Below are 26,539 nucleotides of genomic sequence, written 5' to 3' on the forward strand. Positions count from 1 at the left end.
GCTGGTTATCAAATTCGATTGAGAGCAAACGACGTGAGCAAACGCGCCTTTAACTTCTGCGCCGGTCCGGCCGCACTTCCGGAAGCTGTCCTGCAACGCGCCCAGGCGGAACTCCTCGACTGGCAGGGCCGCGGCCTGTCGGTGATGGAAATGAGCCATCGCAGTGACGAATACACCGCTATCGCCAGCAAGGCCGAGCAGGATCTGCGCGATCTGCTGGCGATTCCGTCGAATTACAAGGTGCTGTTCCTGCAGGGCGGCGCTAGCCAGCAGTTCGCTGAGATTCCGCTGAACCTGTTGCCCGAAGAGGGCGTCGCCGACTATGTCGACACTGGTATCTGGTCGCGCAAGAGCATGGAAGAGGCGCGTCGTTTCGGTACCGTCAACCTGGCCGCCAGCGCCAAACCCTACGACTATTTCGCGATTCCCGGGCAGAACGAGTGGCAGCTGAGCGACAACGCGGCCTATTTGCATTACGCCAGCAACGAGACCATTGGCGGCCTTCAGTTCGACTGGGTGCCGGACCTGGGTGACACGCCGCTGGTGGTCGACATGTCGTCCGACATTCTGTCGCGACCGATCGATGTGTCGCAGTTCGGCCTGATCTACGCCGGCGCACAGAAGAACATCGGTCCCAGCGGTCTGGTGGTGGTGATCGTGCGCGAAGACCTGCTCGGCCGCGCCCGCTCCAGCTGCCCGACGATGCTTGATTACAAGATCGCGGCGGACAACGGTTCGATGTACAACACCCCGGCGACGTTCTCGTGGTACCTCTCCGGGCTGGTCTTCGAATGGCTGAAGGAGCAGGGCGGCCTGGAGACGATGGAGCAACGCAACCGCGCCAAGCAGGAGCTGCTCTACGGCTTCATCGATTCGAGCGAGTTCTACACCAATCCCATCAGCATCAACGCGCGCTCCTGGATGAACGTGCCGTTCCGCCTGGCTGACGAGCGTCTGGACAAGACCTTCCTCGCCGGTGCGGATGCACGCGGGCTGCTCAACCTCAAGGGCCATCGCTCGGTCGGCGGCATGCGCGCGTCGATTTATAACGCGGTCGGACTGGATGCCGTCGAGGCGCTGGTCGCCTACATGAGCGAGTTCGAGAAGGAGCACGGCTGATGAGCCAGGCCGATCAGCTCAAGGCGTTGCGTGTGCGCATCGACAGCCTCGACGAGAAGATTCTCGAACTGATCAGCGAACGCGCCCGCTGTGCCCAGGAGGTGGCGCGGGTGAAGACCGCCACGCTCGCCGAAGGCGAGCAGGCGGTGTTCTATCGCCCTGAGCGTGAGGCCTGGGTGCTCAAGCACATCATGGAGCTGAACAAGGGTCCTCTGGATAACGAGGAAATCGCCCGCCTGTTCCGCGAAATCATGTCCTCCTGCCTGGCACTGGAGCAGCCGTTACGGGTGGCCTACCTCGGGCCGGAAGGCACATTCTCCCAGGCGGCGGCGCTCAAGCACTTCGGCCACTCGGTGATCAGTACGCCGATGGCGGCCATCGACGAGGTATTCCGCGAGGTGGTTGCCGGTGCGGTGAATTTCGGCGTGGTGCCGGTAGAAAACTCCACTGAAGGCGCCGTCAACCATACGCTGGATAGCTTCCTCGAGCACGACATCGTCATCTGCGGTGAGGTTGAGCTGCGTATCCACCACCATCTGTTGGTGGGCGAGACGACCAAGACCGATCGCATTACCCGTATCTATTCCCACGCCCAGTCACTGGCGCAGTGCCGCAAGTGGCTTGATTCGCATTATCCGAACGTCGAGCGCGTGGCGGTTTCCAGTAACGCCGATGCGGCCAAGCGCGTGAAAAGCGAGTGGAATTCCGCAGCAATCGCCGGCGACATGGCGGCGCAGCTGTATGGCCTGCAGAAGTTGGCCGAGAAGATCGAAGATCGCCCGGACAACTCCACGCGCTTCCTCATCATCGGTAACCAGGAAGTACCGCCGACCGGCGACGACAAGACCTCGATCATCGTATCGATGCGAAACAAGCCGGGAACTTTGCACGAGCTGCTGATGCCATTCCATGCCAATGGCATCGATCTCACCCGTATCGAGACGCGTCCGTCGCGTAGCGGCAAGTGGACGTACGTGTTCTTTATCGACTTCCTCGGCCATCATCAGGATCCGCTGATCAAGGATGTGCTGGAGAAGATCGGGAAGGAGGCGGTGGCGCTGAAGGTGCTAGGTTCCTATCCGAAGGCGGTACTTTAAAGGCAGCCGCAGGCTGGCGCTCAAGCCGCATATGGTTCGGCGAGGGCTGCTGCCTGCGACTCGAAGCTCGAGGCTTTTTAGCTATGTCCTGTGATTTCCTCGCTCTGGCGCAGCCGGGCGTGCAAAAGCTGTCTCCCTATGTGCCGGGTAAGCCGGTCGATGAACTGGCGCGCGAGTTGAATCTGGATCCGGCCGGTATCGTCAAGCTGGCGAGCAATGAGAACCCGCTCGGTCCGAGCCCTCGTGTGCTGGAAGCCATTCGCAATGAGCTGGCGGAGCTGACCCGCTATCCCGACGGCAATGGTTTCGTGCTCAAGCAGCAACTGGCCCAACACTATGCGCTGCAGATCGATCAGATCACGCTGGGCAACGGTTCCAACGACATACTCGAGCTGGTGGCGCGTGCCTATCTGGCGCCGGGTCTGAACGCGGTGTTCAGCGCGCATGCCTTCGCGGTCTATCCGATCGCGACCCAGGCGGTGGGTGCGCAGGGCAAGGTAGTGCCGGCGCGTGATCACGGCCATGACCTGGATGCCATGCTGGCGGCGATCGACGAAAACACCCGCGTGGTGTTTATCGCCAACCCCAACAATCCAACCGGCACCTGGTTCGATGCCGAGGCGCTCGAGCGTTTCCTCGCGCGTGTACCGGAGGCGGTATTGGTGGTGCTGGACGAGGCCTATATTGAGTATGCCGAGGGCGGCGAGCTGCCGGATGGCCTGGAGTTTCTCGCTGCGCATCCCAATCTGCTGGTATCGCGGACCTTTTCCAAGGCCTATGGGTTGGCGGCGTTGCGCGTGGGCTACGCCGTTTCCTCAGCGCAAATCGCCGATGTGCTCAACCGCGTTCGCCAGCCGTTCAATGTCAACAGTCTGGCCATGGCCGCCGCTTGCGCAGCGCTGGGCGATACGGAGTATCTGGCTGCCAGCCGCGCGGCTAACGCCGCCGGCATGCGCCAGCTGGAAGCGGCGTTCGCCGAGCTCGGCCTGCGCTGGATTCCCTCGAAAGGCAATTTCATTGCCGTCGACTTCGGACGCGACGCGGCGCCGATCAACCATGCTCTCCTGCAGGAAGGTGTGATTGTGCGGCCGGTGGCCGGCTACGGCATGCCGACTTTTCTGCGCGTGTCGATCGGCACCGAGGCGGAGAATGCGCGCTTCATCGAGGCATTGCACAAGGTGCTTGCCCAGTGAGCAAAGCCTGGGCAGCCGTTGCGGGCGAACCCCTCGTTGGTCGGTTGGTGGTCATCGGGCTCGGTCTGATCGGTGGTTCTTTCGCCAAGGGACTGCGGGAGCTGAAACTGTGTCGCGAGGTCGTCGGTTTCGATCTGGACGCCCGTTCCCGCGAGCTGGCGGTCGAACTGGGTGTGGTCGATTACTGTGCCGAAACGCTGGAGCAAGCCTGCGCCGATGCTGATGTGATCCAGCTGGCCGTGCCGATCCTGGCGATGGAAAAGCTGCTGGCGCAACTGGCTAGGCTCGACCTGGGCGATGCGGTGCTCACCGATGTCGGCAGCGCGAAGGGCAACGTCGTGCGCTGTGCACGCGGCGTCTTCGGTAGCATGCCCGCTCGTTTCGTCCCTGGGCACCCGATCGCCGGTTCCGAGCAGAGCGGAGTCACCGCCGCGCAGGGTTCGTTGTTCCGCCGACATAAGGTGATACTGACGCCGTTGGCCGACACCGACCCGACCGCCCTGGCACTGGTGCATCGGCTGTGGTCGGCGCTGGGTGCGGATGTCGAGCACATGGAGGTTCGCCACCACGATGAAGTGCTTGCCGCAACCAGCCATCTGCCGCATCTGCTGGCGTTTGGCTTGGTCGACTCGCTGGCCAAGCGCCACGAAAACCTGGAGATATTTCGTTATGCGGCCGGCGGTTTCCGGGATTTCACCCGCATCGCCGGCAGCGACCCGGTGATGTGGCACGACATCTTCCTCGCCAACCGCGAAGCGGTGCTGCACACGTTGGACGATTTTCGTAGCGACCTCGATGCGTTGCGCGCCGCGGTCGATGAAGGAGACGGGCACAAGCTGCTCGGCGTGTTCACTCGCGCCCGCGCCGCCCGGGAACATTTCAGCAAAATACTGGCTCGCAGAGCCTATGTGGACGTTATGCATTCCAATGATTTGATCTTCCTGGCCAATCCGGGCGGCAGCCTGGCGGGACGGCTGCGCGTACCGGGCGACAAGTCGATTTCCCATCGCTCCATCATGCTTGGCTCGCTGGCCGAGGGCACTACCGAGGTGGAAGGCTTCCTAGAGGGCGAGGACGCGTTGGCCACCATCCAGGCCTTTCGGGACATGGGCGTGGTCATCGAAGGGCCGCAGCAAGGTCGCGTGACCGTACACGGTGTCGGCCTGCATGGCCTGAAGGCCCCGCCAGGGCCGATCTACCTGGGTAATTCCGGCACATCCATGCGCTTACTGGCCGGCCTGCTTGCCGCGCAGCCGTTCGATACCACGCTGACCGGCGATGCCTCGCTTTCCAAGCGCCCGATGAATCGCGTTGCCAAGCCGCTGCGTGAAATGGGTGCGGTCATCGAGACCGAGGCGGACGGGCGCCCGCCGCTGACGATCCGTGGCGGTCAGCGGCTGTCGGGAATGCACTACGAGATGCCGATGGCCAGCGCACAGGTCAAGTCCTGTCTGCTGCTGGCTGGCCTGTATGCGGCCGACCAGACGTCTGTCACCGAGCCGGCCCCGACGCGTGATCACACCGAGCGCATGTTGCGTGGCTTCGGCTATCCGGTGGATGTGCAGGGTAGCACTGCACGGGTCGAATCCGGACACAAACTGCGCGCGACTCACATCGAGGTGCCGGCAGATATTTCCTCGGCAGCCTTCTTCATGGTGGCTGCGAGCATCGCGCCGGGTTCGGACGTGTTGCTCGAACATGTCGGCATCAACCCGACGCGGACTGGCGTGATCGATATCCTCAAACTGATGGGTGCCGATATCACGCTGGAGAACCAGCGTGAGGTCGGCGGTGAGCCGGTCGCCGATATCCGCGTGCGAGCAGCCGAGCTCAAGGGTATCGATATTCCCGAGGAGCTGGTACCGCTGGCGATCGACGAGTTCCCGGTGCTGTTTGTAGCTGCGGCCTGCGCGCAAGGCCGTACCACGCTACGTGGTGCCGAGGAGCTGCGGGTCAAGGAATCTGACCGCATCCAGGTGATGGCCGACGGTTTGCAGACCCTGGGCGTACAGGCGCAGCCGACGCCCGACGGGATCGTCATCGAAGGCGGCCCGATGGGTGGTGGTGAAGTCTGGGCGCACGGCGACCATCGTATCGCCATGTCCTTCAGCGTGGCCGCGCTGCGGGCCAGCGCGCCGATTCGCATTCATGATTGTGCCAACGTCGCCACCTCATTCCCCAATTTCCTCGTCCTGGCCGAACGCGCCGGGATGCGCGTACACGCGGAGGGTGGATCATGATTGCTGCGGCTCCCGTCATCACTATCGATGGGCCGAGCGGCTCCGGCAAGGGCACGGTCGCGGCGTTGCTGGCCGGCAAGCTCGGCTGGAAGTTTCTCGACTCCGGTGCGCTGTATCGGCTGCTGGCGTTCGCCGCGCGCAACCACGGCGTCGATCTGACCAATGAGGAAGCGTTGAAGGTCCTGGCGGCCCATCTCGATGTGCAGTTCGATAGCGCGCACGACGGACATGGCATGGTCATCATTCTCGAAGGCGAGGATGTCACCGAGTCCATTCGCAACGAACAAGTCGGTGCCGGCGCCTCGCAGGTCGCCGCGCTGCCGGCGGTTCGCGAAGCGCTGTTGCAGCGACAGAAGGCATTCCGCGAAATGCCCGGCCTGGTGGCCGACGGTCGGGACATGGGCACGGTGGTATTTCCCGACGCGCCACTCAAGATTTTCCTTACCGCGAGCGCCGAAGAGCGTGCACGCCGCCGGTACCTGCAGTTGAAGGCACGTGGCGATGATGTTAACCTCGCGAGTCTTCTCGAAGAGATTCGGGCGCGCGACGAGCGCGATACCCAGCGTGCGGTGGCACCGCTGAAACCGGCAGTCGATGCTATTCAGCTGGATTCCACTACACTGTCCATCGAGCAGGTGCTGGAACAAATTATGGCCGAGGTCGCCAAGCGCGATCTGGCTTGATGAACGGAACGCCGAAAGGCGACCAGACAGATCGGCGAGGCGAGTGATCGCCGCACCGGCTGTTAACAAGGAGGCATGTGGGAGACCAGACCCAGTCCCACAGGCCTTTTTTTATATGAATGAACCCATATCGTCTGGGATGTGGAGATTGGGCGGATCCTCGCCCGAAAACAGCAGGAATCAACATGAGCGAAAGCTTCGCAGAACTTTTTGAAGAAAGCCTGAAATCCCTCGACATGCAGCCGGGTGCCATCATCACCGGTCTGGTGGTCGACATCGATGGTGACTGGGTCACTGTCCATGCCGGTCTGAAATCCGAGGGCGTCATCCCGGTCGAGCAGTTCTATAACGAACAGGGCGAGCTGACCATCAAGGTGGGTGACGAGGTCCACGTTGCTCTGGACGCGGTGGAAGATGGCTTTGGCGAAACCAAGCTGTCCCGTGAAAAGGCCAAGCGCGCGGAATCCTGGATTGTTCTGGAAGCGGCTTTCGCTGCAGAAGAAGTGGTCAAGGGCGTCATCAACGGCAAGGTCAAAGGTGGCTTCACCGTCGACGTCAACGGCATCCGTGCGTTCCTGCCGGGTTCGCTGGTCGATGTCCGTCCGGTGCGCGATACCGCTCACCTGGAAGGCAAAGAGCTGGAATTCAAGGTCATCAAGCTCGACCAGAAGCGCAACAACGTTGTCGTTTCCCGCCGCAGCGTCCTGGAAGCCGAGAACAGCGCCGAGCGCGAAGCTCTGCTGGAATCCCTGCAGGAAGGCCAGCAGGTCAAGGGTATCGTCAAGAACCTCACCGACTACGGTGCGTTCGTTGACTTGGGCGGCGTCGATGGTCTGCTGCACATCACCGACATGGCTTGGAAGCGCATCAAGCATCCGTCCGAGATCGTCAATGTTGGCGACGAGATCGATGTCAAGGTGCTGAAGTTCGACCGCGAGCGCAACCGCGTATCGCTGGGTCTGAAGCAGCTGGGCGAAGATCCATGGGTTGCCATCAAGGCCCGCTACCCGGAAAACACCCGCGTCATGGCACGCGTCACCAACCTGACCGACTACGGCTGCTTCGCCGAGCTGGAAGAAGGTGTCGAGGGTCTGGTGCACGTGTCCGAAATGGACTGGACCAACAAGAATATCCACCCGTCGAAGGTCGTACAGGTCGGCGACGAAGTGGAAGTCATGGTTCTGGACATCGACGAAGAGCGTCGTCGCATCTCCCTGGGTATCAAGCAGTGCAAGTCCAACCCATGGGAAGACTTCTCCAGCCAGTTCAACAAGGGCGACCGCATCTCCGGCACCATCAAGTCGATCACCGATTTCGGTATCTTCATCGGTCTGGACGGCGGCATCGACGGTCTGGTTCACCTGTCCGACATTTCCTGGAACGAAGCCGGTGAAGAAGCCGTGCGTCGCTTCAAGAAGGGCGACGAGCTGGACACCGTTATCCTGTCGGTCGATCCGGAGCGTGAGCGTATCTCCTTGGGCATCAAGCAGCTGGAAGACGATCCGTTCTCCAACTACGCCGCCGTCAATGACAAGGGCAGCATCGTTCGCGGTACCGTGAAAGAAGTTGACGCCAAAGGCGCCATCATCGATCTGGGTAACGATATCGAGGCGACCCTGAAGGCGTCCGAAATCAGCCGTGACCGCGTTGAAGATGCGCGCAATGTGCTGAAGGAAGGCGACGAAGTCGAAGCCAAGATCATCAGCATCGACCGCAAGTCCCGCGTGATCAGCCTGTCCATCAAGTCCAAAGACGTCGAAGACGAGAAGGATGCGATGAAAGAGCTGCGCACCAAGCAGGAAGTTGAAAGCACCGGCCCGACCACCATTGGTGATCTGATCCGTGCTCAGATGGAAAACCAGAACTAAGTTCAGGCTTTTCGTTGAAAAAAGGGCGACCTCGGTCGCCCTTTTTTATGGCTGTGATTTCGCGATCTACCGACTGGATCAGTGCGCCTTGTGTGAGCGCGCTGCCAGCGCATGATTGACCTGCAGCCAATTCTCCACGGCTTCCGCGCCGATTTCGCTGAACACTTTCTCCAGCAGGCGAACCTGCTCGCGCCGCAGCTGCTGTTCGAGCTTTGCACCCTCGTCGGTGAAGCGCAGCATGCGCTTGCGCTTGTCGTCCTCGGCAGTAAGGCTTTCCACCAGATGCATCTCGACCAACTGGCGCAAGGGCGTGTTAAGCGCCTGCTTGCTCACGCCCAGATAGCCGAGCAGTTCCTTCACGCTGAGTCCTGGGTAACTACCGATGAAAAAGAGAATGCGATGGTGCACGCGTGAGAGACCGCGGCGAGCGAGGATCGCGTCAGGCTTGGCGGTGAAGGCTTGGTAACCCAGAAAGAAGGTTTCCATTATCCGCCGTTGGGTGTTGCTTTTTTTTAGGTCAGTCATATTGACGTATTTATTCTGACGAGAGTAGTTTTGGTCAAGAAGTTTGACTCATTTTGCTTGCCTCCGCATCCGGTGCCCAATGGCCTTCTCCGAACGTATCGACCGCCTGAAAAGCTCTCTCATCCGCGAAATTCTTGCTGCTGCGCAGCGACCTGAAGTCATGTCGTTCGCCGGCGGCCTGCCCGCCGAACCGATGTTGCCGAAAGTCGACTGGGCACAGATGCCGGCCAGCATGGGGCAATACGGCATGAGTGAAGGCGAGCCCATGCTACGTGAGCTGATCGCGGCACAGGCGCGTGAGCTGGGCATTCAATGCGAAGCGAGTCAGGTATTGATCGTCAGCGGTTCCCAGCAGACCCTGGACCTGGCATCGAAGCTGTTCATCGATCCTGGTACCGAGGTGCTGGTCGAAGCGCCGACCTATCTTGCCGCGCTGCAGGCCTTCCAGTTGTTCGGGGCTCACTGTCTGGAGGTGCCACAGGAGACCGATGGTCCTGAATTGGGCGCCTTGCGGCAGCGACTGGAGCAGCACAAGCCGGCGTTCGCCTACCTGATTCCGACCTTTCAGAACCCATCCGCGGTGCGTTATAGCGAGGCCAAGCGGGAGGCAGTGGCCGCGCTGCTCGACGAGTTCGGTGTGACGCTGATCGAGGATGAGCCGTATCGCGAGCTGGTGTTTGACCAGGGTAGCGCTACTCCGATCGTCAGCCGTCTGCGCAGTGCCAGCTGGATCTATACCGGTACGGTGTCGAAGACGCTTCTGCCAGGCTTGCGCGTTGGTTATCTGATTGCCAGTCAGAACCTGTTTCCCTATCTGTTGCGGTTGAAGCAGTCGGCGGACCTGCACACCAATCGTATCGGCCAGTGGCAGGCGTTACAGTGGCTGGGAAGCCAGCACTACAACGAGCATCTGGCCGAGCTCCGTGACTTCTACCGTCTGCGCCGAGATGCGATGCAGGCCGCGCTTGTCGAACACTTTTCTGACCTTGCGACTTGGGAAACGCCGCAGGGTGGCCTGTTCTTCTGGCTGGTTCTCAGGCGGCCACTGGATACCCGCACATTGCTGACGCCTGCGCTGGAACAGGATGTGGTTTTCATGCCGGGCGAACCGTTTTTCAGTGAGCCGGACCGGCATCCGGGCTATCTGCGGCTGAATTTCAGTCATGTTGCGCCGGAGCGGCTCGGAGAAGGCCTGCGCCGCTTGGCCGGGGTGATACGCAATGCGTTGGCTGCCGAGGCGGCTTGAAAGAGCGCCGTGGTGACTTTAGGGGATGCGAGCATGTACAAGGTTTATGGCGATTATCGTTCGGGCAACTGCTACAAGATCAAGCTGATGCTGCATCTGCTCGATCAGCCGTACGAGTGGGTGCCGGTCAACATCCTGCGCGGGGAGACGCGCTCTGAAGAGTTTCTGAAGAAGAACCCGAACGGCAAGATCCCGGTGCTCGAACTGGAAGATGGCTCGTGCCTGTGGGAATCCAATGCGATCCTGAATTATCTGGCTGAAGGCAGTGAGTTTCTGCCCAGCGATCCGCGCCTGCGCACCCAGGTGTTGCAATGGCAGTTCTTCGAGCAATATAGCCATGAGCCCTTCCTCGCCGTGGCCCGCTACATCAAGGTGTATCTTGGCATGCCGGAGGAGCGCCGCGAAGAGTACGAGGCCAAGCAGTTGGACGGCTATCACGCGCTCAATGTGATGGAGCAGCAGTTGCTGCGCACCCCGTACCTGGTCGGCGATCGTTATTCGATTGCGGATGTCGCGCTCTATGCCTACACACACGTGGCGGAGGAGGGAGGCTTCGATCTTTCAGGCTATCCGGCGATTCGTGCCTGGCTGCAGCGCGTTGCCAGCCATCCCCGGCATGTGGGGATGTTCGACTGATCGATACCTGAGCCGAAGTGGATGGGTGGTGAGCAGGCAGCCCTGAGCAGGCTGCCGATGCTCGGCTGAAGCGGGACTTACTTGACCAGGCCGAGGAACTCGGCGCGGGTTGCGGCGTTGTTGCGGAACTGCCCGAGCATCACCGAAGTGACCATCGACGAATTCTGCTTCTCCACGCCGCGCATCATCATGCACATATGCTGCGCCTCAATGACCACCGCTACGCCCGCGGCATTGGTGACCTGCTGCACGGCTTCGGCGATTTGGCGGGTCAGGTTTTCCTGAATCTGCAGGCGTCGCGCATACATGTCGACGATCCGAGCTACCTTCGAAAGCCCCAGCACCTTGCCGTTAGGCAGGTAGGCGACGTGAGCCTTGCCGATGAAGGGCAGCATGTGGTGCTCGCATAGCGAATACAGTTCGATGTTCTTCACCAGCACCATTTCGCTGTTGTCGGAGCTGAACAGCGCGTCGTTGGTGACCTCCTCGAGGGTTTGCTGGTAGCCCTTGCACAGATACTGCATGGCTTTGGCGGCACGCTTGGGCGTGTCGAGCAAGCCTTCGCGGGTAACGTCCTCGCCAAGTTGGGCGAGAATCTCGGTGTACTGTTGTTCCAGGGACATTGAACTACCTGTCAGCTGCATGGGGGCGCAAACGCGAAAGGGTAGGCGGCAGTCGTTCGGCTGGCAAGTGCCAAGCAGGTTACGAATCGGCCATTACCCTGTGGCAATGGCGCTATTCGTCCCGGCCTTCCAGCATCGTGCGCTTGAGCATGACGTAGACCGCGCCGGCACCACCGTGGCGAGGCGTGCAGGAAGCGAAGCCCAGCACTTGGGGATGCTGGCGTAACCAGGTGTTGACGTGGCTCTTGATCAGAGGGCGTTTGCCGTCAAGACGCGCCGCTTTGCCGTGCGTGATGCGAACACAGCGGATTTCGTACTTGCTGGCTTCGGCGATGAAATCCCAAAGCTGCTCGCGGGCGTATTCGACCGAAAGACCGTGCAGGTCGAGGCTACCCTCGAACCGAATCTGTCCCGCCTTCAGTTTGCGCATCTGCGCATCCTGCACACCCGGACGGGCCCAGTAGAGTTCGTCTTCGGCGCCCACGTCGATGACGAACTGATCGGATAGGCCGTCGATGCGCACTTGTTCGACGCTGACCTGTGCGTTGGCGCGCCGCTTGGCGATCTGCTCGCGATTGTTGCGTGGCTTGCCGGTTTCGGCGCGCGCATGGGTGATCGGTTTGACGCCCTTCACGGCGGACTTGAACAGGGAAAAATCGTCGTCTTCTTGCATGGGACCTCCTGCAGCGCGCCAGTTTATCCCAGGTTGCGGGACAAGGGGCGGCATGGCCTGGGACGGGCCGCATCGAGGTTAGTCGCGTCTTTTCATCAGGCCCGGGGAGAGACTCAGCTCGCTTGAGCGCCGGAGCCGGCGGCGACACCAGCGCCAGAGAAACAGGGCAATCGCGATCAACGCCAGACCAAGCACCAGCGCCGTCAGCGCGGCATCTCTGGCTGCCAGAGCGCCGAGTGAGCTGCCATAACCAGCCAGAGACGCCGTGCCGACGGCCATCAGCAGTACGCCGATAATGGCGAGCAGCGCAGCAATCGCAACGATGAGGCGTCTGCCCCAGCTCCCTCGTTCGGACGGGCGCAGGCGGCGAGCATCGAATCCATCGGAAAGCTTCATTGCGGTTACCTCTCGATGAACAGGCTATGACCGGCACGCGGCCGGTCAGGTTCATTCGCCAGGGCGGTACCGCTGGCCGCGGCGTTCAGCGGGCCAAGGCCGCGACGTTCGGCACGCAAACCGCGAAATTGTCGGCCAGGATGGTCATTTCCATCCGATGGACCTGATCGGCATCCACGCTGCCTTCACCCATCGGCAGATTGCGCGTTGCGCATGCGCTATCGACCAGCGTGCAGCGGTAGCCATAATCCTTGGCGGCCCGCACCGTGGTGCTGATGCTGGAATGGGTCATGAAGCCGCATACGATGAGGTCCAGACGGCCGTGCTTCTGCAGCAGGTCATGCAGGTCGGTGCCGGCGAACGCATTGGGCAGGCGCTTCGCAACTACTGCTTCGCCCGGCAGTGGTGCGGCTTCCGGCATGATCTGACCGCGAAAACCCTGCGGATCGAACAGGCCGCCAGTAATTCCCAGATGATGAACGTGTACCACCGGAGCACCGGCTTCGCGGGCGGCTGCCAGCAGGCGGGTAATTTCCGGCAGCGCGGTGGGCAGCGCCGGCAAAGCCAGCACGCCAGTGCGATATTCTTCTTGAGCGTCGATGACCAGCAGAGTGGCGTTCGCCAATGTTGCGGGCGCGTAACTGCGGCCACTGAGTTGAAGCATGGTCTGTGGCGTGGTCATTATCGACTCCTTTTGAATGGGGGGCTGATTGTGGCGCCAGAATGCGGCGATGTGAACCATCTTGACCGCACACGGGTCAGGATGGGGCCGGCCGGCGCTGATCCGGCATGGCTTGCCGGAGGCGGGCAGGGTACTGCGCGGCGGCGCGATAGTGGTGCAATCAAAGTGCGTATTTACAAAGCGGCGCGCATCGGTCGACCCTCTGCCGGCAGAGTAGCGAGCACGCGCTCGCAGCCGCTCGCGGGGCCCTGTTAAACTCCGCGCCCTTTTACCGGAGATGTCGTCATGAGCGCTTCGCCCTCACGTCTGCGTACCCTGCGCGACTATGTTCGCTGGGCCGTCAGCCAGTTTCACCGCGCGCAGCTGTTCTTCGGTCATGGCACCGACAACGCCTGGGACGAGGCACGCCAATTGGTACTCGGCGCTCTGCATCTGCCGTGGGCCATGTCCGATGCCTATCTGGATTGCCGTCTGGAGGACGACGAATGCGCGCACCTGGAGGCGCTGCTGCGCAGGCGCATCGAGGAGCGCGTGCCGGCGGCGTATCTGCTCGGCGAGGCCTGGTTCTGCGGCTTACCGTTCATCGTCGACGAGCGTGTGCTGATTCCGCGCTCGCCCATCGCCGAGCTGATCGAGCAGCGCTTCCGCCCCTGGCTCGCGCACGAACCCGCGCGGATTCTCGACCTGTGTACCGGCTCAGGCTGCATCGGCATCGCCTGTGCCTACGAGTTTCCTGACGCCGAGGTCGTGTTGGCGGACCTCTCTTTCGATGCGCTGGAAGTGGCCAACCAGAACATCGAACAGCACGAACTGGAAGAGCGGGTCTACACGGTGCAGAGCGACGGCTTCGATGGTCTACCGGGCCAGCGTTTCGATCTGATCGTGTCCAATCCGCCCTATGTCGATGCGGAGGACTTCGCCGACATGCCTGCCGAATATCATCACGAGCCCGCGCTGGGGCTGGCCTGCGGCGATGATGGCCTGAACCTGGTGCGTCGTATGCTGGCCGAGGCGGCCGATCACCTGAGCGAGCACGGCACGCTGATCGTGGAAGTGGGCAACAGTCAGGTGCATGTCGCCGAACTGTATCCGGAAGTGGACTTCACGTGGCTGGAGTTCGCCAAGGGCGGGCATGGCGTGTTCCTGCTGGCCGCCCGGCAATGCCGGGAGCATCAGGCGTTGTTCCGCGCACGCCTGACGCAGCGCTGATCAGCGCGTCGCCATCCAGATCAGCAGGCCGGCCTGGAACAGCGCGAAGACGATCAGACAGACAATGGTGAAGCGCAACGCGCCGTCTTCGCGACGCAAACGGCTCATGCGCTCCTGCATCTGGCGAATCTGCGAGTCCTGCTCCTGAAGATTGCGATCGGCCTGTTCGAGCATCGCCGCCGCGTCGAGCAGCTCGATGATCTGCACCTTTTCGGCATTCCAGTCGCCACGCAGTGCACTCACGCGTGGTGCTCCGTAGGTGGCTTTCGGCGATGTCTGCGGGTAGTCGACGTCGAAGCCCTGGGTACGCAGGCAATGATCGCGGCGCAGCCGTGCGTCCTCGCTGGCCGAGTCGTTCGCCAGCGAACCGCCTTCGACGAGGTAGTGCGACCAGCGTTTCTGCGCCCAGGCGATGCCTTGGGCGAGCAGAAAACGGCCCAACCCGCGGTTGACGGGTTCGAGATTCAGTCCGCTGTCCGGGCCGAAGCGCAGCTCCTTGCTGCGATGGTCCGCCCAGACTTCCAGCACGTTGCGCTTTCGCGAGAGGACCTGCCCCGGCAAATTGATGTGCAGGCGCAGCAGGCTCTGGTCCGCGCTGTGTCGCTCCACTCGTGCCAGCTCCACGAAACGCAGCGGCCGCGGCCCGCCATCGCGCTCGGTCGGCAGCGGCGCCAGACGTAGCAGGTGGAATCGTTCGGGCACTAGATCGGCCCACGGATGCTGTGGCAGCGGCGTGGTGTCGGGGGCGTTGGTATCAGTCATCGGCGCGTTCCTTGGCTGCGCTGACTCGCAAGCGGTTTGCGGTTGAGTCGCCGACTTATCGGCCGGTAGCGCTCGGACTGGATACTGGCAGGATGCCATTTCGTTCAAGAAAACGCGTGATGCCCTGCAATAGCGCATCAGCGATAGGCAGTTGCGGCGCATCGTAAGAGGCCAGTTGCTGGTGCCCGGTCGCCGGGACGATACGCAGCACGTGGTTCATGCCCTCGATCAGCGCGAGCTCGGCATCCGGCTTGGCGCGCTTGAGCGCTTGCGCGTCGCGTGCGCCCACCTGGATGTCGTGCGTGCCCTGGACGATCAGCGTCGGCACCTCGACGGCGGCGATAGCGGCGGCCGGGTCCTGGGCGAACAGCGAAATCAGGTAGGGTTGCACGCTGGGCCGGAACAGCACCTGCAGCGGTTCCGGGATCTCGGCATGGCTGCGGCCGGCCTCTAGCTCATCGATGAGGAAATGGCTGGTGGCCAGCAATGCTGGCGGCAAGCGGCCCTGCAGCTGTTCGCGCAGCACCTCGCCGATGGGGCGGCCACTGCCGGCGATGCTGATCAATGCCGCGGCGCCTGACTGCGGCGCCGCGAGGCTGGCGATCAGCGCGCCTTCACTGTGGCCGATGAGGATCAGCTGACCCAAACGCGGATCCTCGCGCAGGCGAGCGCTCCAGGCCTGCACGTCGCGGACGTAGGCATCCACGCTGAGGTCGTGTTCCTGCGGCGCTGCCGACAGGCTGGCGCCGACGCCGCGCTTGTCATAACGCAGGCTCGCCACGCCTTGTTTGGCCAGCCCTTGCGCCAGTCGCTTGAGGCTGTCGTTGCGGCCGGCGGGGTTGTTGCCGTCACGGTCGGTCGGCCCGGAGCCGGCGATCAGCAGCGCCACCGGCACCGGTTGCACGCTTTTCGGCAACACCAGACTGCCTTGCAGCACACCGTGGCCGGTATCCAATGTCAGCGTCTGGTTGAGCAGGGTGCGCGCCTGGACGAGCGGGGTGATCAGGGTCATCAGCAGTACGATCAGCAGGATGCGCATGGAAAGGGGCTTCGCCGGAAACGGAGGCGGTTCGATGCGGCCGCTGCCGCAAGGTTCACCGTTACGCCAGTATGCGCGCCCATCGGGGGCGGTGAAACCGCGCATGGCTCAGGTATACTCCGGCGCCTGTTTTCAAGGTCGATCGCGGAGCGTCCTGCATGTCCGGCAATACCTACGGCAAGCTGTTCACCGTCACCACCGCTGGCGAAAGCCACGGCCCTGCGCTGGTGGCCATCGTCGACGGCTGCCCGCCTGGGCTGGACCTGTCGCTGGAAGACTTGCAGCGCGATCTCGACCGCCGCAAGCCCGGCACCAGCCGGCACACCACCCAGCGCCAGGAAGCCGATGAAGTGGAAATTCTCTCCGGCGTATTCGAGGGCAAAACCACCGGTTGCCCGATCGGCCTGCTGATTCGCAACACCGACCAAAAGTCCAAGGACTACTCGGCGATCAAGGACCTGTTCCGCCCGGCCCATGCCGACTACAGCTACCACCACAAGTACGGCCTGCGCGACTACCGTGGCGGCGGCCGCAGCTCGGCGCGCGAGACAGCCATGCGCGTCGCCGCCGGCGCCATCGCCAAGAAGGTCCTGGCGGGCATGGGCATCAGCGTACGCGGCTACATGAGCCAGCTCGGGCCGATCGAGATTCCGTTCAAGACCTGGGATTCGGTGGAAGAGAATGCTTTCTTCAGTCCCGATCCGGACAAGGTGGCGGAGCTGGAGGCCTACATGGACCAGCTGCGTCGCGACCAGGATTCGGTCGGCGCGAAGATCACCGTGGTCGCCGAGGGCGTGCCGCCGGGGCTCGGTGAGCCGATCTTCGATCGCCTCGACGCCGAGCTGGCCCATGCGCTGATGAGCATCAACGCGGTGAAGGGCGTGGAGATCGGCGCCGGTTTCGCCTGCGTCGCTCAGCGCGGCACCGAGCACCGCGACGAACTGACCCCGCAAGGCTTCCTGTCCAACCATGCCGGCGGCATCCTCGGTGGTATCTCCAGCGGCCAGCCGATCGTCGCGCATCTGGCGCTCAAGCCGACATCCAGCATCACCACACCCGGCCGTTCGATCGATATCGACGGCAACCCGGTCGAGGTGATCACCAAAGGTCGTCACGATCCGTGCGTGGGCATCCGCGCAACGCCGATTGCCGAGGCGATGATGGCCATCGTGCTGCTGGATCACCTGCTGCGTCATCGCGCGCAGAACGCTGACGTGCGGGTGACCACGCCAGTGCTGGGGCAGCTCTAAGCGCCAGGTTCCGAGCTGCGGCCGGAGGTCTGCAGCTCGACTCACCCGTCGCTTGAGGCTCGCGACTCATGGCTAGACTACCTTACTGGCGCCTCTCCGGTTTCTATCTGTTCTATTTCGCCCTGCTGGGCGCGACGGCGCCGTTTCTCGGTCTGTATTTCGAGCACCTGGGGTTTTCGCCGGCGCGCATCGGCGAGCTGGTGGCGATTCCCATGCTGATGCGCTGCATCGCGCCCAATCTGTGGGGGTGGCTGGGCGACGTCACCGGCCAACGCCTGCGCATCGTGCGCCTCGGTGCGCTGTGCACGCTGTTGTCGTTCGGGTTGATTCTGGTCGACAAGAGCTACGCCTGGCTGGCGTTGGTGATGGCCTTGCATGCGTTCTTTTGGCATGCGGTGCTGCCGCAGTTCGAGGTCATCACGCTGGCGCACTTGCACGGGCAGGCCGCGCGCTACAGCCAGATCCGCCTGTGGGGTAGCATCGGTTTCATCCTGGCGGTGGTCGGTCTGGGCCTGGCCTTCGAGCGGTTGGGGCTGGACGTCTATCCGGCGGTGGTGCTGCTGATCATGGCCGGCATCGTCACGAGCAGCCTCTGGGTGCCCAATGCCGAGCCCGTGCAGCAAGCGGAGGCGGCCGGGGGCGGTTTCCTGCGTCAGCTGTGGCGCCCCGGCGTGCTGGCGTTCTACCTCTGCGTAGGGCTGATGCAGCTGTCGCACGGGCCGTACTACACCTTCCTAAGCATCCACCTGGAGGCGCTCGGTTACACGCGCACCACCATTGGCCTGCTCTGGGCGCTGGGCGTGGTGGCGGAAATTCTGCTGTTTCTGGTGATGGTGCGGCTGCTCGAGCGCTACAGCCTGCGCCAGGTATTGGCGGCGAGCTTTCTGCTGGCGGCGTTGCGCTGGCTGCTGCTGGGCAACCTGGCCGATCATCTGCTGGTGCTGCTGATCGCCCAGGTAATGCATGCCGCCACCTTCGGGAGCTTCCATGCCGCGGCGATCCATTTCGTCCAGCGCAGTTTCGGCCATCGCCAGCAGGGCCAGGGGCAGGCGCTGTACGCCACTCTCGCCGGTGTTGGCGGCGCGCTTGGCGCGCTCTATTCCGGCTATGCCTGGAACAGCCTCGGTCCGGCGTGGACCTTCACCATCGCCAGCCTGGCGGCGCTGGCCGCAGCCGTTATCATTGCCGCACGTATGCGGGACCAGCCGACGTAAAAACCATGCCGTCAATGGCAGTCCCCCCGCATCCCCACACATGTCTCCCGGAGAGTCGTACATGAGCGTCCTCAGCGTCTATCACCAGAATCGCCCCGAACAACCGCTCAAGGTGTTGACCCACCACGACGATATCGCCGCGACCCTGGCCGAGGCCGGAGTGCGCCTCGAGCGTCTGGATGCCCGCGCGGCGCTCGACGCGGATGCCGGCCCGGATGAGGTGCTGCTGGCCTACCGTCCGCAGATCGACCGCCTGCAGGCCGAGCGTGATTTCGCCAGCGCCGACGTGCTGCGCGTGACCGGCAATGATCGTCAGCAGAATGAGCTGCGTGCGCGCTTTCTCGAGGAGCACCGCCATGCCGAGGACGAGGTGCGCTTCATCGTCGCTGGCCGCGGCTTGTTCTCCTTGCGTTTCGGCGAGCTGGTTTACGCCGTGCTTTGCGAAAAGGGCGACCTGTTGACGGTGCCCGCCGGCATTCGTCATTGGCTCGATATGGGTGAACACCCGCATCTGGTCGCCATCCGCCTGTTCCGCAACAGTGAAGGCTGGAGCGCCGAGTTCACCGGTGACGACATCGCCAGCCGTTTTCCGCGGCTGGAAGACTGACCACCGCCGAAAAGCATAGAGCGGCAGGGTCTAAAGAGGTATTGAGCGCCTGATCGTTTCAGTCCACTAATGCCTGACTTCACTCCGTATTGGTGAAGCCAGCGAGGCGATGATGCCTTCGCGCAGATCTGCCCCATGACAAAAAAATGGAGAGAAACGGTATGACAATAAAAACCAAGATTGCCGCTGGAATTGCCGTCCTGGCGCTGGGAATGCCACTTGCGCTCCACGCGCAGGACAAGGCGGCTGAGAGCTGGCTGCCGAGTCTGATCACCTCCACGCCCCAGGAGGGATTCGAGCTGGCCGTCAAGCTATCCAGGATGGGCGTCAAGAGCACTCAGCCAAACAAGGAGGTGCTGTTTCGCGAGCGCGGCAAGTACGCTGAGAGCGGCGAAGCACTGATCCAGGCCTCGCATGTAGTGGCCGTGCATTTCCAGACGATCGCCGCGGCGAACGACTACTGGAAATAATTCAATCCGCCGGGTGGATGTGGATCATCCACCCCTCCCGAATCACCACTGGCGATCCGTTCCGCACGCTGAACCCTCGAACCCTTCCGGCATCTCAAGTACATCGTCACCGTAATCAGGAGCCATCCCATGAGCGATGCTTTCGGCGGCCTATTCGGCCTGATCATCCTCGCGCTGGATATCTGGGCGATCGTCAGCGTGGTCCGTAGCGACGCCAGCAGCGGCAAGAAGGTGATGTGGGTGCTTCTGATCGTCATCCTGCCCGTGCTTGGCCTGGTCTTTTGGGGCCTGATGGGGCCGCGCGGCAACCGTCCGGACCAGCGCGCACTCTGAGGTCGCGATGGACAACTGGAATACGCTGCTGGCCGTTCTGCTCCTGCTGGTCGACCTGCTGGCCATCCTCCACGTCTGGCGCCAATCGATCGAAACCGGACGCAAGGTGGTCTGGAGCGTGGTCATTCTGCTGCTGCCGGTCGTCGGGCTGATCATGTGGGCGATAGCTGCGGCGCCCTTCGGTAAGGTTCGACTCTAGGGCGTGCCGCCCGGGGGCGCTTCAAAGGGACGCGGTGTCGCATAGTCCTGCCAGATGTGGACGGCAGCATAGGCGCGCCACGGCCGCCACGCCTCGGCGCGTGCGGCCAGGGCCTTGGCGCTGATGCCGGCGGCCCCCCATAGCGGCGCCTTGAGCAAGCCGAGATCGCCCGCGGGAAAGGCATCGACGGCCCCGAAACCACGCAACGCGATGTATTCGGCCGTCCATGGGCCGATGCCGGGCAGTTCGCACAAGCGTCGCACCAGCGCCTCGGCGCCATCCTCCACGTGCAGACCCAGAGCGCCTTCGGCTACCGCTGCCGCCAGGCGCCGCAACGCCTGCACGCGCTTGAGCGGCATGCCGATGCGCTCCAACGGGTCTTCGGCGATGGCCTGCGGGGTAGGAAATAGCACGAACAGCCCGGGCGGTCCGTCCGCCAGCGGTTCACCGAGGCGCTCCAGCAAGCGCCGGGTGATGGTCACCGCGGCCTTGACCGTGACCTGCTGGCCGACGATCGCCCTCACCGCCTGCTCGAACGGATCGAAGGCGGCCGGAAGGCGCAGTCCGGGATTGGCTGCCACCCGCGGCCCCAGCAGCGGATCGGCAGCGAAATGGTCAGCGATGGCGCGCGGATCGGCATCGAGGTCGAACATCTTGCGCACCTTTTCGACGAGCGGTCGCCGATATGGCTGCAGCCGCTCGCTGCAGGTCAGTTCCAGCGCTGGCTGGTCCGTCAGCGGGCGCACGCTGAACCAACCCTCAACGCCGTCCAGGTGCAGGCTGCGACTGTAGCGATCCGCCGCGAGGTGTTCGACGCCTGGCAACAGCCGCAGGGCGAAATGCTGCTGAAACTGCTGCCAGTCCCACGGCGCGAGATAGGGCAACAACAGCGGTGCGGACATGCGGATACTCCTTGCAATGGCGGTGCGTGCCCGGCGGGACGGTCGCTTTGCCCACCCTAGCCGGCGGCGCGCGGCTTGTCGTTCCAAAGTGTGCTTTCGAACCCGATGGTTTCCGCTGTCACAAAGGCCAACGTAGAATTCCGGTCCTCTTCGTGGGTGGCGCTGCTGTGCCGCCCGTCACGCCAACCCGCCACGGACCGTCGATGCGCTGTACGCTCGACGACCAACCAAGGGGACTCCCATGAGCGAATTCCAGGAAACTCTCTACGAGGGATACGGCCAGCGGCTGCAGATGGATCGTCTGCTGCACGAAGTGCGCAGCGAGCAACAACATCTGGTCATCTTCGAAAATGCCCGCATGGGCCGTGTGATGGCGCTCGATGGTGTCATTCGTACCGCCGAGGCCGATGACTTCATCGGCCACGAAATGCTCGCGCATGTGCCAATTTTCGCCCACGGGTTGGCGCGCCGCGTGCTGATCGTCGGCGGTGACGACGGCGGCATCCTGCGCGAGGTCGCGCGCCATCGCGATATCGAAGGTATCACCCTGCTCGGGACCGACCCGGCCGTGGTGGCGCTGTGCCGGGAGTTTCTGCCGAATCATTCGGCCGGTGCCTTCGACGATCCACGGCTGCAGATATCGCGCGAAGACGTCCTGCAGTTTCTCGCCACCACCGAACAGCGCTTCGACGTCATTCTCGGCGCATCCACGGTGGGCGAGGTGCTGTCGTCTGAGGAGTTCTACCAGGCCAGCCGGCGCTGCCTGAACGAGGACGGAATCCTGGTGGTGCGCACCGGCGTGCCGTTCATGCAGCTGGGCGAATTGCAGTCCGCCGCCAAGCGCATGCAGGGCCTGTTTGCAGACTGGCACTTCTACCAGGCTGCCGCACCGACCTGCATCGGCGGGGCGCTGGCGTTCGCCTGGGGTGGCTGCAGCGTGCAGAGCCGCAAGCTGCCGCTGGACACCCTGGTGCAGCGCTTTGCCGGTAGCGGCATTGTCACCCGTTACTACAATCCGCACGTGCACGCTGGCGCATTCGCGCTACCGCAGTACGTCCTGCAGGCGATTGGCAAGCCAAGCAACGACTGACCTCGCGCGCCTGCCGCCCGGCGGGCGCTGCGGTTCATGCCGGAAAAAAAGCCGATGGCATGAACACCCCCGGCATCCCATACTCAGATCAGGTGAGGGCGGTGAGCCCACGTACTCACCTGCCGAAGCGTTTTCCGTCCATCGATCGAGAGGAGGTTGAATCATGAGTACCACCTTCCACGAGGATGTCAGCAGCAACGTTCTTCGCCAGATGAAAGAAGGCGGCTTCGATTTCGCCCGCGTTCATCCCATCGAGTTCTACGCAGTCTTCGAGGACCGCGATCGTGCCCACGCAGCCGCGCGCAACTTTCGCGGCGAATCCATCAATGCGCAGATCCTGCCCCGTGAGGATGGCACCTGGAATCTGCAGGTCAGCAAGGTGATGTACGCCACCTTCGACAGCATCGGCAACTTCGAGCAGGACCTGGAGGAGCTGGTCGAGCCGCTTGGGGGGGTGCTCGACGGCTGGGGCGTGACCCAGGAACTCGGCGGCGGCGGCTTCTAGGCACGCTCGCCCGCGCTCAGCTTCGCAGCAATCCACTCTGCAGCGCCTGGTCCCACGGAGGGACCGGGCCGAAGCGTTCCTTGAGAAATTCCAGCAGCAGGCGCGTGCGCGAATCCGCTTCGCGGGTCAGGCGCAGCGCATAGATGCCACTGGCTTCCGGGCGCGGCAGGCCATGCGCGCAGAACAGCGGCAACAACTCGCCACGCAGCAGGTACTCGCTGATCAGCCAAGTCGGCAAGTGAGCGATGCCCAGCCCGGCGAGCACCCCGGACAGCAGCGCCTCGGCGTTGTTGGCGACCATGCGCAGCCGGCGCGGGCGGAACAGCCTGGCTTCGCCATCCTGCTCGAAACGCCAGGCATGCGGTGGCGCAAGCGCATCCCAGTCGAGGCCGTCGTGGCCGGGCAGCTCGTGCGGTTGTGTCGGGGTGCCGCGTCGCTGCAGGTATGCCGGGCTGGCACAGGCGATGCGCACCATCGGCGCCAGCGGCGTGGCCACCAGACGGGTGTCGGCGAGCGGGCCGATGCGCAACACCAGATCGACCTTGCCCAGATGCTCGCCATGCAGGTCGATGAAGCTGTCGATCAGGCGCAACTGCACATCCACGCCGGGATAGGCGCAGAGAAAGTCGGCGAGCGCCGGGGCCAGATGGCGCCGGCCGAATGGCGTTGGTGCGTCGATGCGGATCAGTCCTTCGGGCGTAGCGTCCAGTGCGCTGGCTTCCGCGCGGGCCAGTTGCAGCTCGCGGACGATGCGCCGGGCACGCTCGGCGAAGGTTTGGGCGGCGGGCGTGCTGCGGATGCCGTGGGTGCTGCGACTGAACAGCGTGCAGCCCAGCGAATGCTCCAGCGCATCGATGCGCCGCGCGACGGAGGAGGGCGTCAAGCCGTGCAGGCGAGCGGCGGCGGAGAAATTGCCAGCTTCCAGCACGTCGAGGAACAGACGCAATTGGTCGGCGAAGGCGTGTGGTTGCATGGATGGCTCTCGGTTTTTCGATTGGCGCAAAGCCATTGTGCGCGGCTGTGCGTATCGAGGACAGGGGTGTCACCTTACCATTGCGTTTTTTCGACGGAGCGACGCCGTGCCTGTATTCGATATCGGCTTGAACGTACTGCTAGGGCTGGCGCTCGGTGCGCTCGGTGGTTTGTTTGGCATCGGCGGCGGGCTGATCGCGATCCCGGTGCTTGGCGTGCTGTTCGGGCTGGATCAGCAGCTCGCGCAGGGCACGGCGTTGGTAATGGTCGTGCCGAACGTACTGCTGGCAATCTGGCGTTACCACCAGCGTAATCGCATCGATTTCCGCCACGCGGCGGCGCTGGCGCTGCCGAGCTTCTGCTTCGCCATCTTCGGGGCGGCGCTGGCCGTTTCGCTGGATGCCAGCCGCATGCGTCTGGCCTTCGTTGGCTTCCTCTTCGCACTGGCGGTCCACACGCTGCTGCGCGCGTTTCGCCCGACCGCGCCGGGTAACGGACAACTGCGTCATCCATGGCCGTGGCTCGGCGTGCTGGGCGCCGGAGCTGGCGCGCTGGGCGGTCTGTTCGGTGTCGGTGGTGCGGTGCTGGCGACGCCGGTGCTGACCAGCGTGTTCGGCACCAGTCAGGTTGTCGCCCAGGGGTTATCGCTGTCGCTGGCGGCGCCGAGTACCGGTGTCACGCTGGCAACCTATGCGCTGCACGGACAGGTCGACTGGATGCTCGGGCTGCCGCTGGCGGTCGGCGGTCTGCTCAGCATCAGCCTCGGCGTGCGGCTGGCGCACGCCTTGCCGGAGCGTCTGCTGCGCGTGCTGTTCAGCGGCTTCCTGGTGGTCAGCGGCGTGCTGCTGGCTCTGGAAGCCTGAGGTGTCCGCTGGCCGCGTCTGTGCCGCGCGGCTGCCGCCGGTTGCAGCGCTGGGGTAACATCGCCGCCTTCTCAGGTTGCGGTCCGTAGTCATGGATCAGTCGTCGCCACTTGCCCTGTACCGGCAAGCCATCGCCCGTGAGGGTTTCGTCAGTGATGCCGCCCAGCTGCGCGCCGTCGATCTGCTGCAGCACTGCCATGAGCAGGTGCACGCGGGCGAGGTGCCGGGCGGTGTCTACCTGTGGGGGCCGGTAGGGCGCGGCAAGACCTGGCTGATGGACATGTTCCATACCAGCTTGCGCGTATCGGCGCGGCGTCAGCATTTTCATCACTTCATGCGCTGGGTGCACATGCGCCTGTTCCAGCTCAACGGAACGGCCGATCCACTGCAGGCGCTGGCCCGTGAGTTGGCCGGCGAGGTGCGGGTGCTGTGCTTCGACGAGCTGTTCGTCGGCGACATCGGCGACGCGATCATTCTCGGACGGCTGTTCCGGGTGATGTTCGAGGAAGGCGTGGTCATCGTCGCGACGTCCAATCAGCCGCCGGATCAGCTGTACGCCGATGGCTACAACCGTGAGCGCTTTCTGCCGGCGATCGAGGCCATCGAGCGCCACATGCACGTTGTCGATGTGGATGGCGGTGCGGACCATCGTCTGCGTCCCGGGGCGGGGTTGCAGCGTTACTGGGTCGCCGCGCCGGATGTGCTGCCGGAAGTGTTCGCTGAGCTTGCCGCGGGTGCCGGTGGCGCCGAGCCGCTGGAGCTCGGCCATCGTCTGTTGCAGGTGAAGCGTCGCAGCGACAGGGTGCTCTGGTGCCGTTTCGCCGAACTGTGCGAGCAGCCGTTCTCCGCGCTGGATTTCATCGAGCTGTGCGATCGCCACGAGGCGATCCTGCTCGATGGCGTGCCACAACTGGGCGGCGTGCAGCGCGAGGGGCGCATCGCCCGCGGCACCGAGGACGCGGTCACGCAGGTCAAGGCCGGCGACCGCCAGCTACCGCGGCTGGCTGCGCATGACGATGCAGTGCGGCGCTTCATCGCGCTGGTGGACGAGTGCTACGACCGGCGCGTTCCGCTGTACATCGAGGCGCAGGTGGCACTGGAGGAGCTATACGTCGAGGGCTACCTGGCCTTCGCGTTCCGCCGCACCCTGAGCCGCTTGCGCGAGATGCAGCTGCAGCGCTTCGGGTGAATCAGTCGCGGTAGAACACCTGTACCAGGTGGTAGCCGAACTGGCTTTTCACCGGCCCGTGCACCTCGCGCAGCGGCTTTTTGAAAATCACCTGATCGATGCTGCGCACCATCTGTCCCGGGCGCACCTCGCCGAGGTCGCCGCCTTTCTTGCCGGACGGGCAGGTGGAGTACTTGCGCGCCAGCACGTCGAACGCCTCACCGTTGGCGATGCGCTTCTTGAGCTGCGCAGCTTCCGCTTCGGTCTTGACCAGAATGTGGCGCGCCATGGCTTTGGGCATTGCGAGGGTCCTCGGGTTGCGGGGCTGGCGATTGTAGTGTGCCGGTCGCAGATGTCGACCGGCGCTTCGACCGCATGGACGATGGGCGGTAGTTTCGCCGGCACCGCGGATACCGCGACCATCGCCCGACTTGCACATGACGGGTGGACAGATGACCGCGAGCATCGGCAAACCGACCTTGGTGGTGATGGGCGTCAGCGGCTGCGGCAAGACCCAGACCAGCCGGGCACTCGCCGCTGAGCTGGGCGTGCGCTACATCGAGGCGGACGACTTCCATCCGGCGGAGAACCTCGCGCAGATGCGCGTCGGTCTGCCGCTGACCGATGCCCAGCGCATCGGCTGGTTGCAGGCGCTGGGCGATGAAATGCGGCAGGCCGTCGACGATGGCTGCGGCTTCGTGCTGGCCTGCTCGGCGCTCAGGCGTAGCTATCGTCAGGTACTGCGCGCGGCGGTGCCGGGGTTGCGCTTCGTCCATCTGGTCGTCGACCCGGAAACGGCACGCCAGCGGGTTGGCGCAAGGGTCGGGCATTTCATGCCGGGCAGCCTGGTCGACAGCCAGTTCGCCACACTCGAATCGCCCGCCGGCGAACCCGGCGTGCTAAGCGTGGACACCCGCCAGCCGCGCGAAGTGGTACGCCGGCGGATCATCGACTGGTTGCGCATGAGCACCGAAG

General features: G+C 63.5%; 29 protein-coding genes and 1 pseudogene. 20 read left to right on the top strand and 10 right to left on the bottom strand.

The genetic code is table 11. The features are described from left to right. The first annotated feature begins 33 nt into the window (after positions 1-33). The 6 genes from serC to rpsA all read left to right on the top strand — a co-directional run bounded on the left by serC (position 34) and on the right by rpsA (position 8,200). The gene (serC, locus tag HU825_RS13935) at positions 34-1,119 is read left to right on the top strand and encodes a 3-phosphoserine/phosphohydroxythreonine transaminase (protein ID WP_054094802.1); all 1,086 of its coding nucleotides are present in this window, start codon (positions 34-36) and stop codon (positions 1,117-1,119) included. Next, on the top strand, positions 1,119-2,216 hold the full coding sequence (gene pheA, locus HU825_RS13940) for a prephenate dehydratase (RefSeq protein WP_043298526.1): 1,098 nt from the start codon (positions 1,119-1,121) through the stop codon (positions 2,214-2,216). The genes serC and pheA overlap by 1 nt, the downstream gene beginning before the upstream one ends. 83 nt (positions 2,217-2,299) lie before the next feature. Then, positions 2,300-3,409, top strand: coding sequence for a histidinol-phosphate transaminase (gene hisC / locus HU825_RS13945; protein WP_234302272.1), 1,110 nt, complete (start codon positions 2,300-2,302; stop codon positions 3,407-3,409). Beyond that, entirely contained in the window at positions 3,406-5,649 is a 2,244-nt protein-coding gene (locus HU825_RS13950; protein ID WP_234302273.1) for a bifunctional prephenate dehydrogenase/3-phosphoshikimate 1-carboxyvinyltransferase, read from the top strand. Before hisC ends, HU825_RS13950 begins: the two co-directional genes overlap by 4 nt. Further along, entirely contained in the window at positions 5,646-6,332 is a 687-nt protein-coding gene (cmk, locus tag HU825_RS13955; protein ID WP_165594432.1) for a (d)CMP kinase, read from the top strand. Before HU825_RS13950 ends, cmk begins: the two co-directional genes overlap by 4 nt. A gap of 185 nt (positions 6,333-6,517) precedes the next feature. Continuing rightward, entirely contained in the window at positions 6,518-8,200 is a 1,683-nt protein-coding gene (rpsA, locus tag HU825_RS13960; RefSeq protein WP_003289660.1) for a 30S ribosomal protein S1, read from the top strand. Between the two features lie 78 nt (positions 8,201-8,278). On the opposite strand, the gene HU825_RS13965 is transcribed toward rpsA, so the two are convergent. Continuing rightward, positions 8,279-8,725, bottom strand: coding sequence for a MarR family winged helix-turn-helix transcriptional regulator (locus HU825_RS13965; protein WP_043298534.1), 447 nt, complete (start codon positions 8,723-8,725; stop codon positions 8,279-8,281). A 79-nt stretch (positions 8,726-8,804) separates the two neighbouring features. Here HU825_RS13965 and HU825_RS13970 point away from each other — a divergent pair, with 79 nt between their 5' ends. Next, positions 8,805-9,971 (top strand): aminotransferase-like domain-containing protein, encoded by a 1,167-nt coding sequence (locus HU825_RS13970; RefSeq protein ID WP_234302274.1) that lies wholly within the window; start codon positions 8,805-8,807, stop codon positions 9,969-9,971. A 33-nt stretch (positions 9,972-10,004) separates the two neighbouring features. After that, positions 10,005-10,607, top strand: a complete 603-nt coding sequence (locus HU825_RS13975; protein WP_102828502.1) for a glutathione S-transferase family protein — start codon at positions 10,005-10,007, stop codon at positions 10,605-10,607. A gap of 77 nt (positions 10,608-10,684) precedes the next feature. Here HU825_RS13975 and folE read toward each other — a convergent pair whose 3' ends face one another. The 4 genes from folE to HU825_RS13995 form a co-directional block, all read right to left on the bottom strand. After that, complete coding sequence (folE, locus tag HU825_RS13980; RefSeq protein WP_008567122.1) at positions 10,685-11,230, bottom strand: GTP cyclohydrolase I FolE; 546 nt, start codon at positions 11,228-11,230, stop codon at positions 10,685-10,687. A 112-nt stretch (positions 11,231-11,342) separates the two neighbouring features. Next, positions 11,343-11,903, bottom strand: a complete 561-nt coding sequence (locus tag HU825_RS13985) for a Smr/MutS family protein (RefSeq protein ID WP_234302275.1) — start codon at positions 11,901-11,903, stop codon at positions 11,343-11,345. A 78-nt stretch (positions 11,904-11,981) separates the two neighbouring features. Beyond that, complete coding sequence (locus HU825_RS13990; protein ID WP_054094796.1) at positions 11,982-12,299, bottom strand: hypothetical protein; 318 nt, start codon at positions 12,297-12,299, stop codon at positions 11,982-11,984. Positions 12,300-12,384: 85 nt separating this feature from the next. Further along, complete coding sequence (locus HU825_RS13995; protein ID WP_043298546.1) at positions 12,385-12,981, bottom strand: cysteine hydrolase family protein; 597 nt, start codon at positions 12,979-12,981, stop codon at positions 12,385-12,387. Positions 12,982-13,266: 285 nt separating this feature from the next. On the opposite strand from HU825_RS13995, the gene prmB reads away from it, so the two are divergent. After that, positions 13,267-14,190, top strand: a complete 924-nt coding sequence (gene prmB, locus HU825_RS14000; protein ID WP_054094795.1) for a 50S ribosomal protein L3 N(5)-glutamine methyltransferase — start codon at positions 13,267-13,269, stop codon at positions 14,188-14,190. Here the strand turns inward: prmB and HU825_RS14005 are convergent, their stop codons facing one another. Together HU825_RS14005 and HU825_RS14010 are read right to left on the bottom strand one after the other, a co-directional pair. Beyond that, positions 14,191-14,952, bottom strand: coding sequence for a DUF4482 domain-containing protein (locus HU825_RS14005; protein WP_234302276.1), 762 nt, complete (start codon positions 14,950-14,952; stop codon positions 14,191-14,193). A 55-nt stretch (positions 14,953-15,007) separates the two neighbouring features. Further along, positions 15,008-15,991, bottom strand: coding sequence for an alpha/beta hydrolase (locus HU825_RS14010; RefSeq protein ID WP_234302277.1), 984 nt, complete (start codon positions 15,989-15,991; stop codon positions 15,008-15,010). A 158-nt stretch (positions 15,992-16,149) separates the two neighbouring features. Between HU825_RS14010 and aroC the strand changes: the two genes are divergently transcribed. The 6 genes from aroC (at position 16,150) to HU825_RS14040 (ending at position 20,064) form a co-directional block, all read left to right on the top strand. Continuing rightward, positions 16,150-17,241, top strand: coding sequence for a chorismate synthase (gene aroC / locus HU825_RS14015; RefSeq protein WP_054094793.1), 1,092 nt, complete (start codon positions 16,150-16,152; stop codon positions 17,239-17,241). 68 nt (positions 17,242-17,309) lie between these two features. Further along, entirely contained in the window at positions 17,310-18,455 is a 1,146-nt protein-coding gene (locus HU825_RS14020; RefSeq protein WP_138299866.1) for an MFS transporter, read from the top strand. Positions 18,456-18,516: 61 nt separating this feature from the next. Then, complete coding sequence (locus tag HU825_RS14025; protein ID WP_043298555.1) at positions 18,517-19,062, top strand: 1,2-dihydroxy-3-keto-5-methylthiopentene dioxygenase; 546 nt, start codon at positions 18,517-18,519, stop codon at positions 19,060-19,062. A gap of 161 nt (positions 19,063-19,223) precedes the next feature. After that, positions 19,224-19,532, top strand: a complete 309-nt coding sequence (locus HU825_RS14030; RefSeq protein ID WP_232249119.1) for a hexameric tyrosine-coordinated heme protein — start codon at positions 19,224-19,226, stop codon at positions 19,530-19,532. A 129-nt stretch (positions 19,533-19,661) separates the two neighbouring features. Continuing rightward, positions 19,662-19,865 (top strand): PLD nuclease N-terminal domain-containing protein, encoded by a 204-nt coding sequence (locus HU825_RS14035; protein WP_234302278.1) that lies wholly within the window; start codon positions 19,662-19,664, stop codon positions 19,863-19,865. A gap of 7 nt (positions 19,866-19,872) precedes the next feature. Further along, the gene (locus tag HU825_RS14040) at positions 19,873-20,064 is read left to right on the top strand and encodes a PLDc N-terminal domain-containing protein (RefSeq protein WP_043298559.1); all 192 of its coding nucleotides are present in this window, start codon (positions 19,873-19,875) and stop codon (positions 20,062-20,064) included. On the opposite strand, the gene HU825_RS14045 is transcribed toward HU825_RS14040, so the two are convergent. Further along, positions 20,061-20,966, bottom strand: a complete 906-nt coding sequence (locus HU825_RS14045; RefSeq protein ID WP_234302279.1) for a DNA-3-methyladenine glycosylase family protein — start codon at positions 20,964-20,966, stop codon at positions 20,061-20,063. The two genes, HU825_RS14040 and HU825_RS14045, sit on opposite strands and share 4 nt — an antisense overlap. A 241-nt stretch (positions 20,967-21,207) precedes the next feature. Between HU825_RS14045 and speE the strand changes: the two genes are divergently transcribed. Together speE and HU825_RS14055 are read left to right on the top strand one after the other, a co-directional pair. Then, entirely contained in the window at positions 21,208-22,056 is an 849-nt protein-coding gene (gene speE, locus HU825_RS14050) for a polyamine aminopropyltransferase (RefSeq protein ID WP_234302280.1), read from the top strand. 163 nt (positions 22,057-22,219) lie between these two features. Next, a complete protein-coding gene (locus HU825_RS14055; RefSeq protein ID WP_138299869.1) occupies positions 22,220-22,561 on the top strand; it encodes a ribonuclease E inhibitor RraB in 342 nt (113 codons plus the stop codon). A 16-nt stretch (positions 22,562-22,577) separates the two neighbouring features. Here HU825_RS14055 and HU825_RS14060 read toward each other — a convergent pair whose 3' ends face one another. Beyond that, positions 22,578-23,534 carry a LysR family transcriptional regulator gene (locus tag HU825_RS14060; protein WP_043298568.1) on the bottom strand — a complete coding sequence of 319 codons (957 nt, stop codon included), beginning with the start codon at positions 23,532-23,534 and terminating at the stop codon, positions 22,578-22,580. A gap of 106 nt (positions 23,535-23,640) precedes the next feature. Between HU825_RS14060 and HU825_RS14065 the strand changes: the two genes are divergently transcribed. Beyond that, positions 23,641-24,396 (top strand): sulfite exporter TauE/SafE family protein, encoded by a 756-nt coding sequence (locus HU825_RS14065; protein WP_043298570.1) that lies wholly within the window; start codon positions 23,641-23,643, stop codon positions 24,394-24,396. Between the two features lie 91 nt (positions 24,397-24,487). After that, complete coding sequence (gene zapE / locus HU825_RS14070) at positions 24,488-25,585, top strand: cell division protein ZapE (RefSeq protein ID WP_234302281.1); 1,098 nt, start codon at positions 24,488-24,490, stop codon at positions 25,583-25,585. A gap of 1 nt (position 25,586) precedes the next feature. Here zapE and HU825_RS14075 read toward each other — a convergent pair whose 3' ends face one another. Then, entirely contained in the window at positions 25,587-25,865 is a 279-nt protein-coding gene (locus HU825_RS14075; protein ID WP_003289747.1) for a peptidylprolyl isomerase, read from the bottom strand. Positions 25,866-26,052: 187 nt separating this feature from the next. On the opposite strand from HU825_RS14075, the pseudogene HU825_RS14080 reads away from it, so the two are divergent. Further along, a pseudogene (locus tag HU825_RS14080) lies at positions 26,053-26,526 on the top strand (gluconokinase); the annotation flags it as partial. Positions 26,527-26,539 lie beyond the last annotated feature (13 nt).

The organism is Pseudomonas phenolilytica, from assembly GCF_021432765.1.
GTDB lineage: Bacteria > Pseudomonadota > Gammaproteobacteria > Pseudomonadales > Pseudomonadaceae > Stutzerimonas > Stutzerimonas phenolilytica.

Excerpts from the sequence above, each read along its gene's own strand:
- pheA (WP_043298526.1), top strand. The coding sequence starts at position 1,119 with ATGAGCCAGGCCGATCAGCTCAAGGCGTTGCGTGTGCGCATCGACAGC.
- hisC (WP_234302272.1), top strand. The coding sequence starts at position 2,300 with ATGTCCTGTGATTTCCTCGCTCTGGCGCAGCCGGGCGTGCAAAAGCTG.
- cmk (WP_165594432.1), top strand. The coding sequence starts at position 5,646 with ATGATTGCTGCGGCTCCCGTCATCACTATCGATGGGCCGAGCGGCTCC.
- rpsA (WP_003289660.1), top strand. The coding sequence starts at position 6,518 with ATGAGCGAAAGCTTCGCAGAACTTTTTGAAGAAAGCCTGAAATCCCTC.
- HU825_RS13965 (WP_043298534.1), bottom strand. The coding sequence starts at position 8,725 with ATGACTGACCTAAAAAAAAGCAACACCCAACGGCGGATAATGGAAACC.
- HU825_RS13970 (WP_234302274.1), top strand. The coding sequence starts at position 8,805 with ATGGCCTTCTCCGAACGTATCGACCGCCTGAAAAGCTCTCTCATCCGC.
- HU825_RS13975 (WP_102828502.1), top strand. The coding sequence starts at position 10,005 with ATGTACAAGGTTTATGGCGATTATCGTTCGGGCAACTGCTACAAGATC.
- folE (WP_008567122.1), bottom strand. The coding sequence starts at position 11,230 with ATGTCCCTGGAACAACAGTACACCGAGATTCTCGCCCAACTTGGCGAG.
- HU825_RS13985 (WP_234302275.1), bottom strand. The coding sequence starts at position 11,903 with ATGCAAGAAGACGACGATTTTTCCCTGTTCAAGTCCGCCGTGAAGGGC.
- HU825_RS13990 (WP_054094796.1), bottom strand. The coding sequence starts at position 12,299 with ATGAAGCTTTCCGATGGATTCGATGCTCGCCGCCTGCGCCCGTCCGAA.
- HU825_RS13995 (WP_043298546.1), bottom strand. The coding sequence starts at position 12,981 with ATGACCACGCCACAGACCATGCTTCAACTCAGTGGCCGCAGTTACGCG.
- prmB (WP_054094795.1), top strand. The coding sequence starts at position 13,267 with ATGAGCGCTTCGCCCTCACGTCTGCGTACCCTGCGCGACTATGTTCGC.
- HU825_RS14005 (WP_234302276.1), bottom strand. The coding sequence starts at position 14,952 with ATGACTGATACCAACGCCCCCGACACCACGCCGCTGCCACAGCATCCG.
- HU825_RS14010 (WP_234302277.1), bottom strand. The coding sequence starts at position 15,991 with ATGCGCATCCTGCTGATCGTACTGCTGATGACCCTGATCACCCCGCTC.
- aroC (WP_054094793.1), top strand. The coding sequence starts at position 16,150 with ATGTCCGGCAATACCTACGGCAAGCTGTTCACCGTCACCACCGCTGGC.
- HU825_RS14020 (WP_138299866.1), top strand. The coding sequence starts at position 17,310 with ATGGCTAGACTACCTTACTGGCGCCTCTCCGGTTTCTATCTGTTCTAT.
- HU825_RS14025 (WP_043298555.1), top strand. The coding sequence starts at position 18,517 with ATGAGCGTCCTCAGCGTCTATCACCAGAATCGCCCCGAACAACCGCTC.
- HU825_RS14030 (WP_232249119.1), top strand. The coding sequence starts at position 19,224 with ATGACAATAAAAACCAAGATTGCCGCTGGAATTGCCGTCCTGGCGCTG.
- HU825_RS14035 (WP_234302278.1), top strand. The coding sequence starts at position 19,662 with ATGAGCGATGCTTTCGGCGGCCTATTCGGCCTGATCATCCTCGCGCTG.
- HU825_RS14040 (WP_043298559.1), top strand. The coding sequence starts at position 19,873 with ATGGACAACTGGAATACGCTGCTGGCCGTTCTGCTCCTGCTGGTCGAC.
- HU825_RS14045 (WP_234302279.1), bottom strand. The coding sequence starts at position 20,966 with ATGTCCGCACCGCTGTTGTTGCCCTATCTCGCGCCGTGGGACTGGCAG.
- speE (WP_234302280.1), top strand. The coding sequence starts at position 21,208 with ATGAGCGAATTCCAGGAAACTCTCTACGAGGGATACGGCCAGCGGCTG.
- HU825_RS14055 (WP_138299869.1), top strand. The coding sequence starts at position 22,220 with ATGAGTACCACCTTCCACGAGGATGTCAGCAGCAACGTTCTTCGCCAG.
- HU825_RS14060 (WP_043298568.1), bottom strand. The coding sequence starts at position 23,534 with ATGCAACCACACGCCTTCGCCGACCAATTGCGTCTGTTCCTCGACGTG.
- zapE (WP_234302281.1), top strand. The coding sequence starts at position 24,488 with ATGGATCAGTCGTCGCCACTTGCCCTGTACCGGCAAGCCATCGCCCGT.
- HU825_RS14075 (WP_003289747.1), bottom strand. The coding sequence starts at position 25,865 with ATGCCCAAAGCCATGGCGCGCCACATTCTGGTCAAGACCGAAGCGGAA.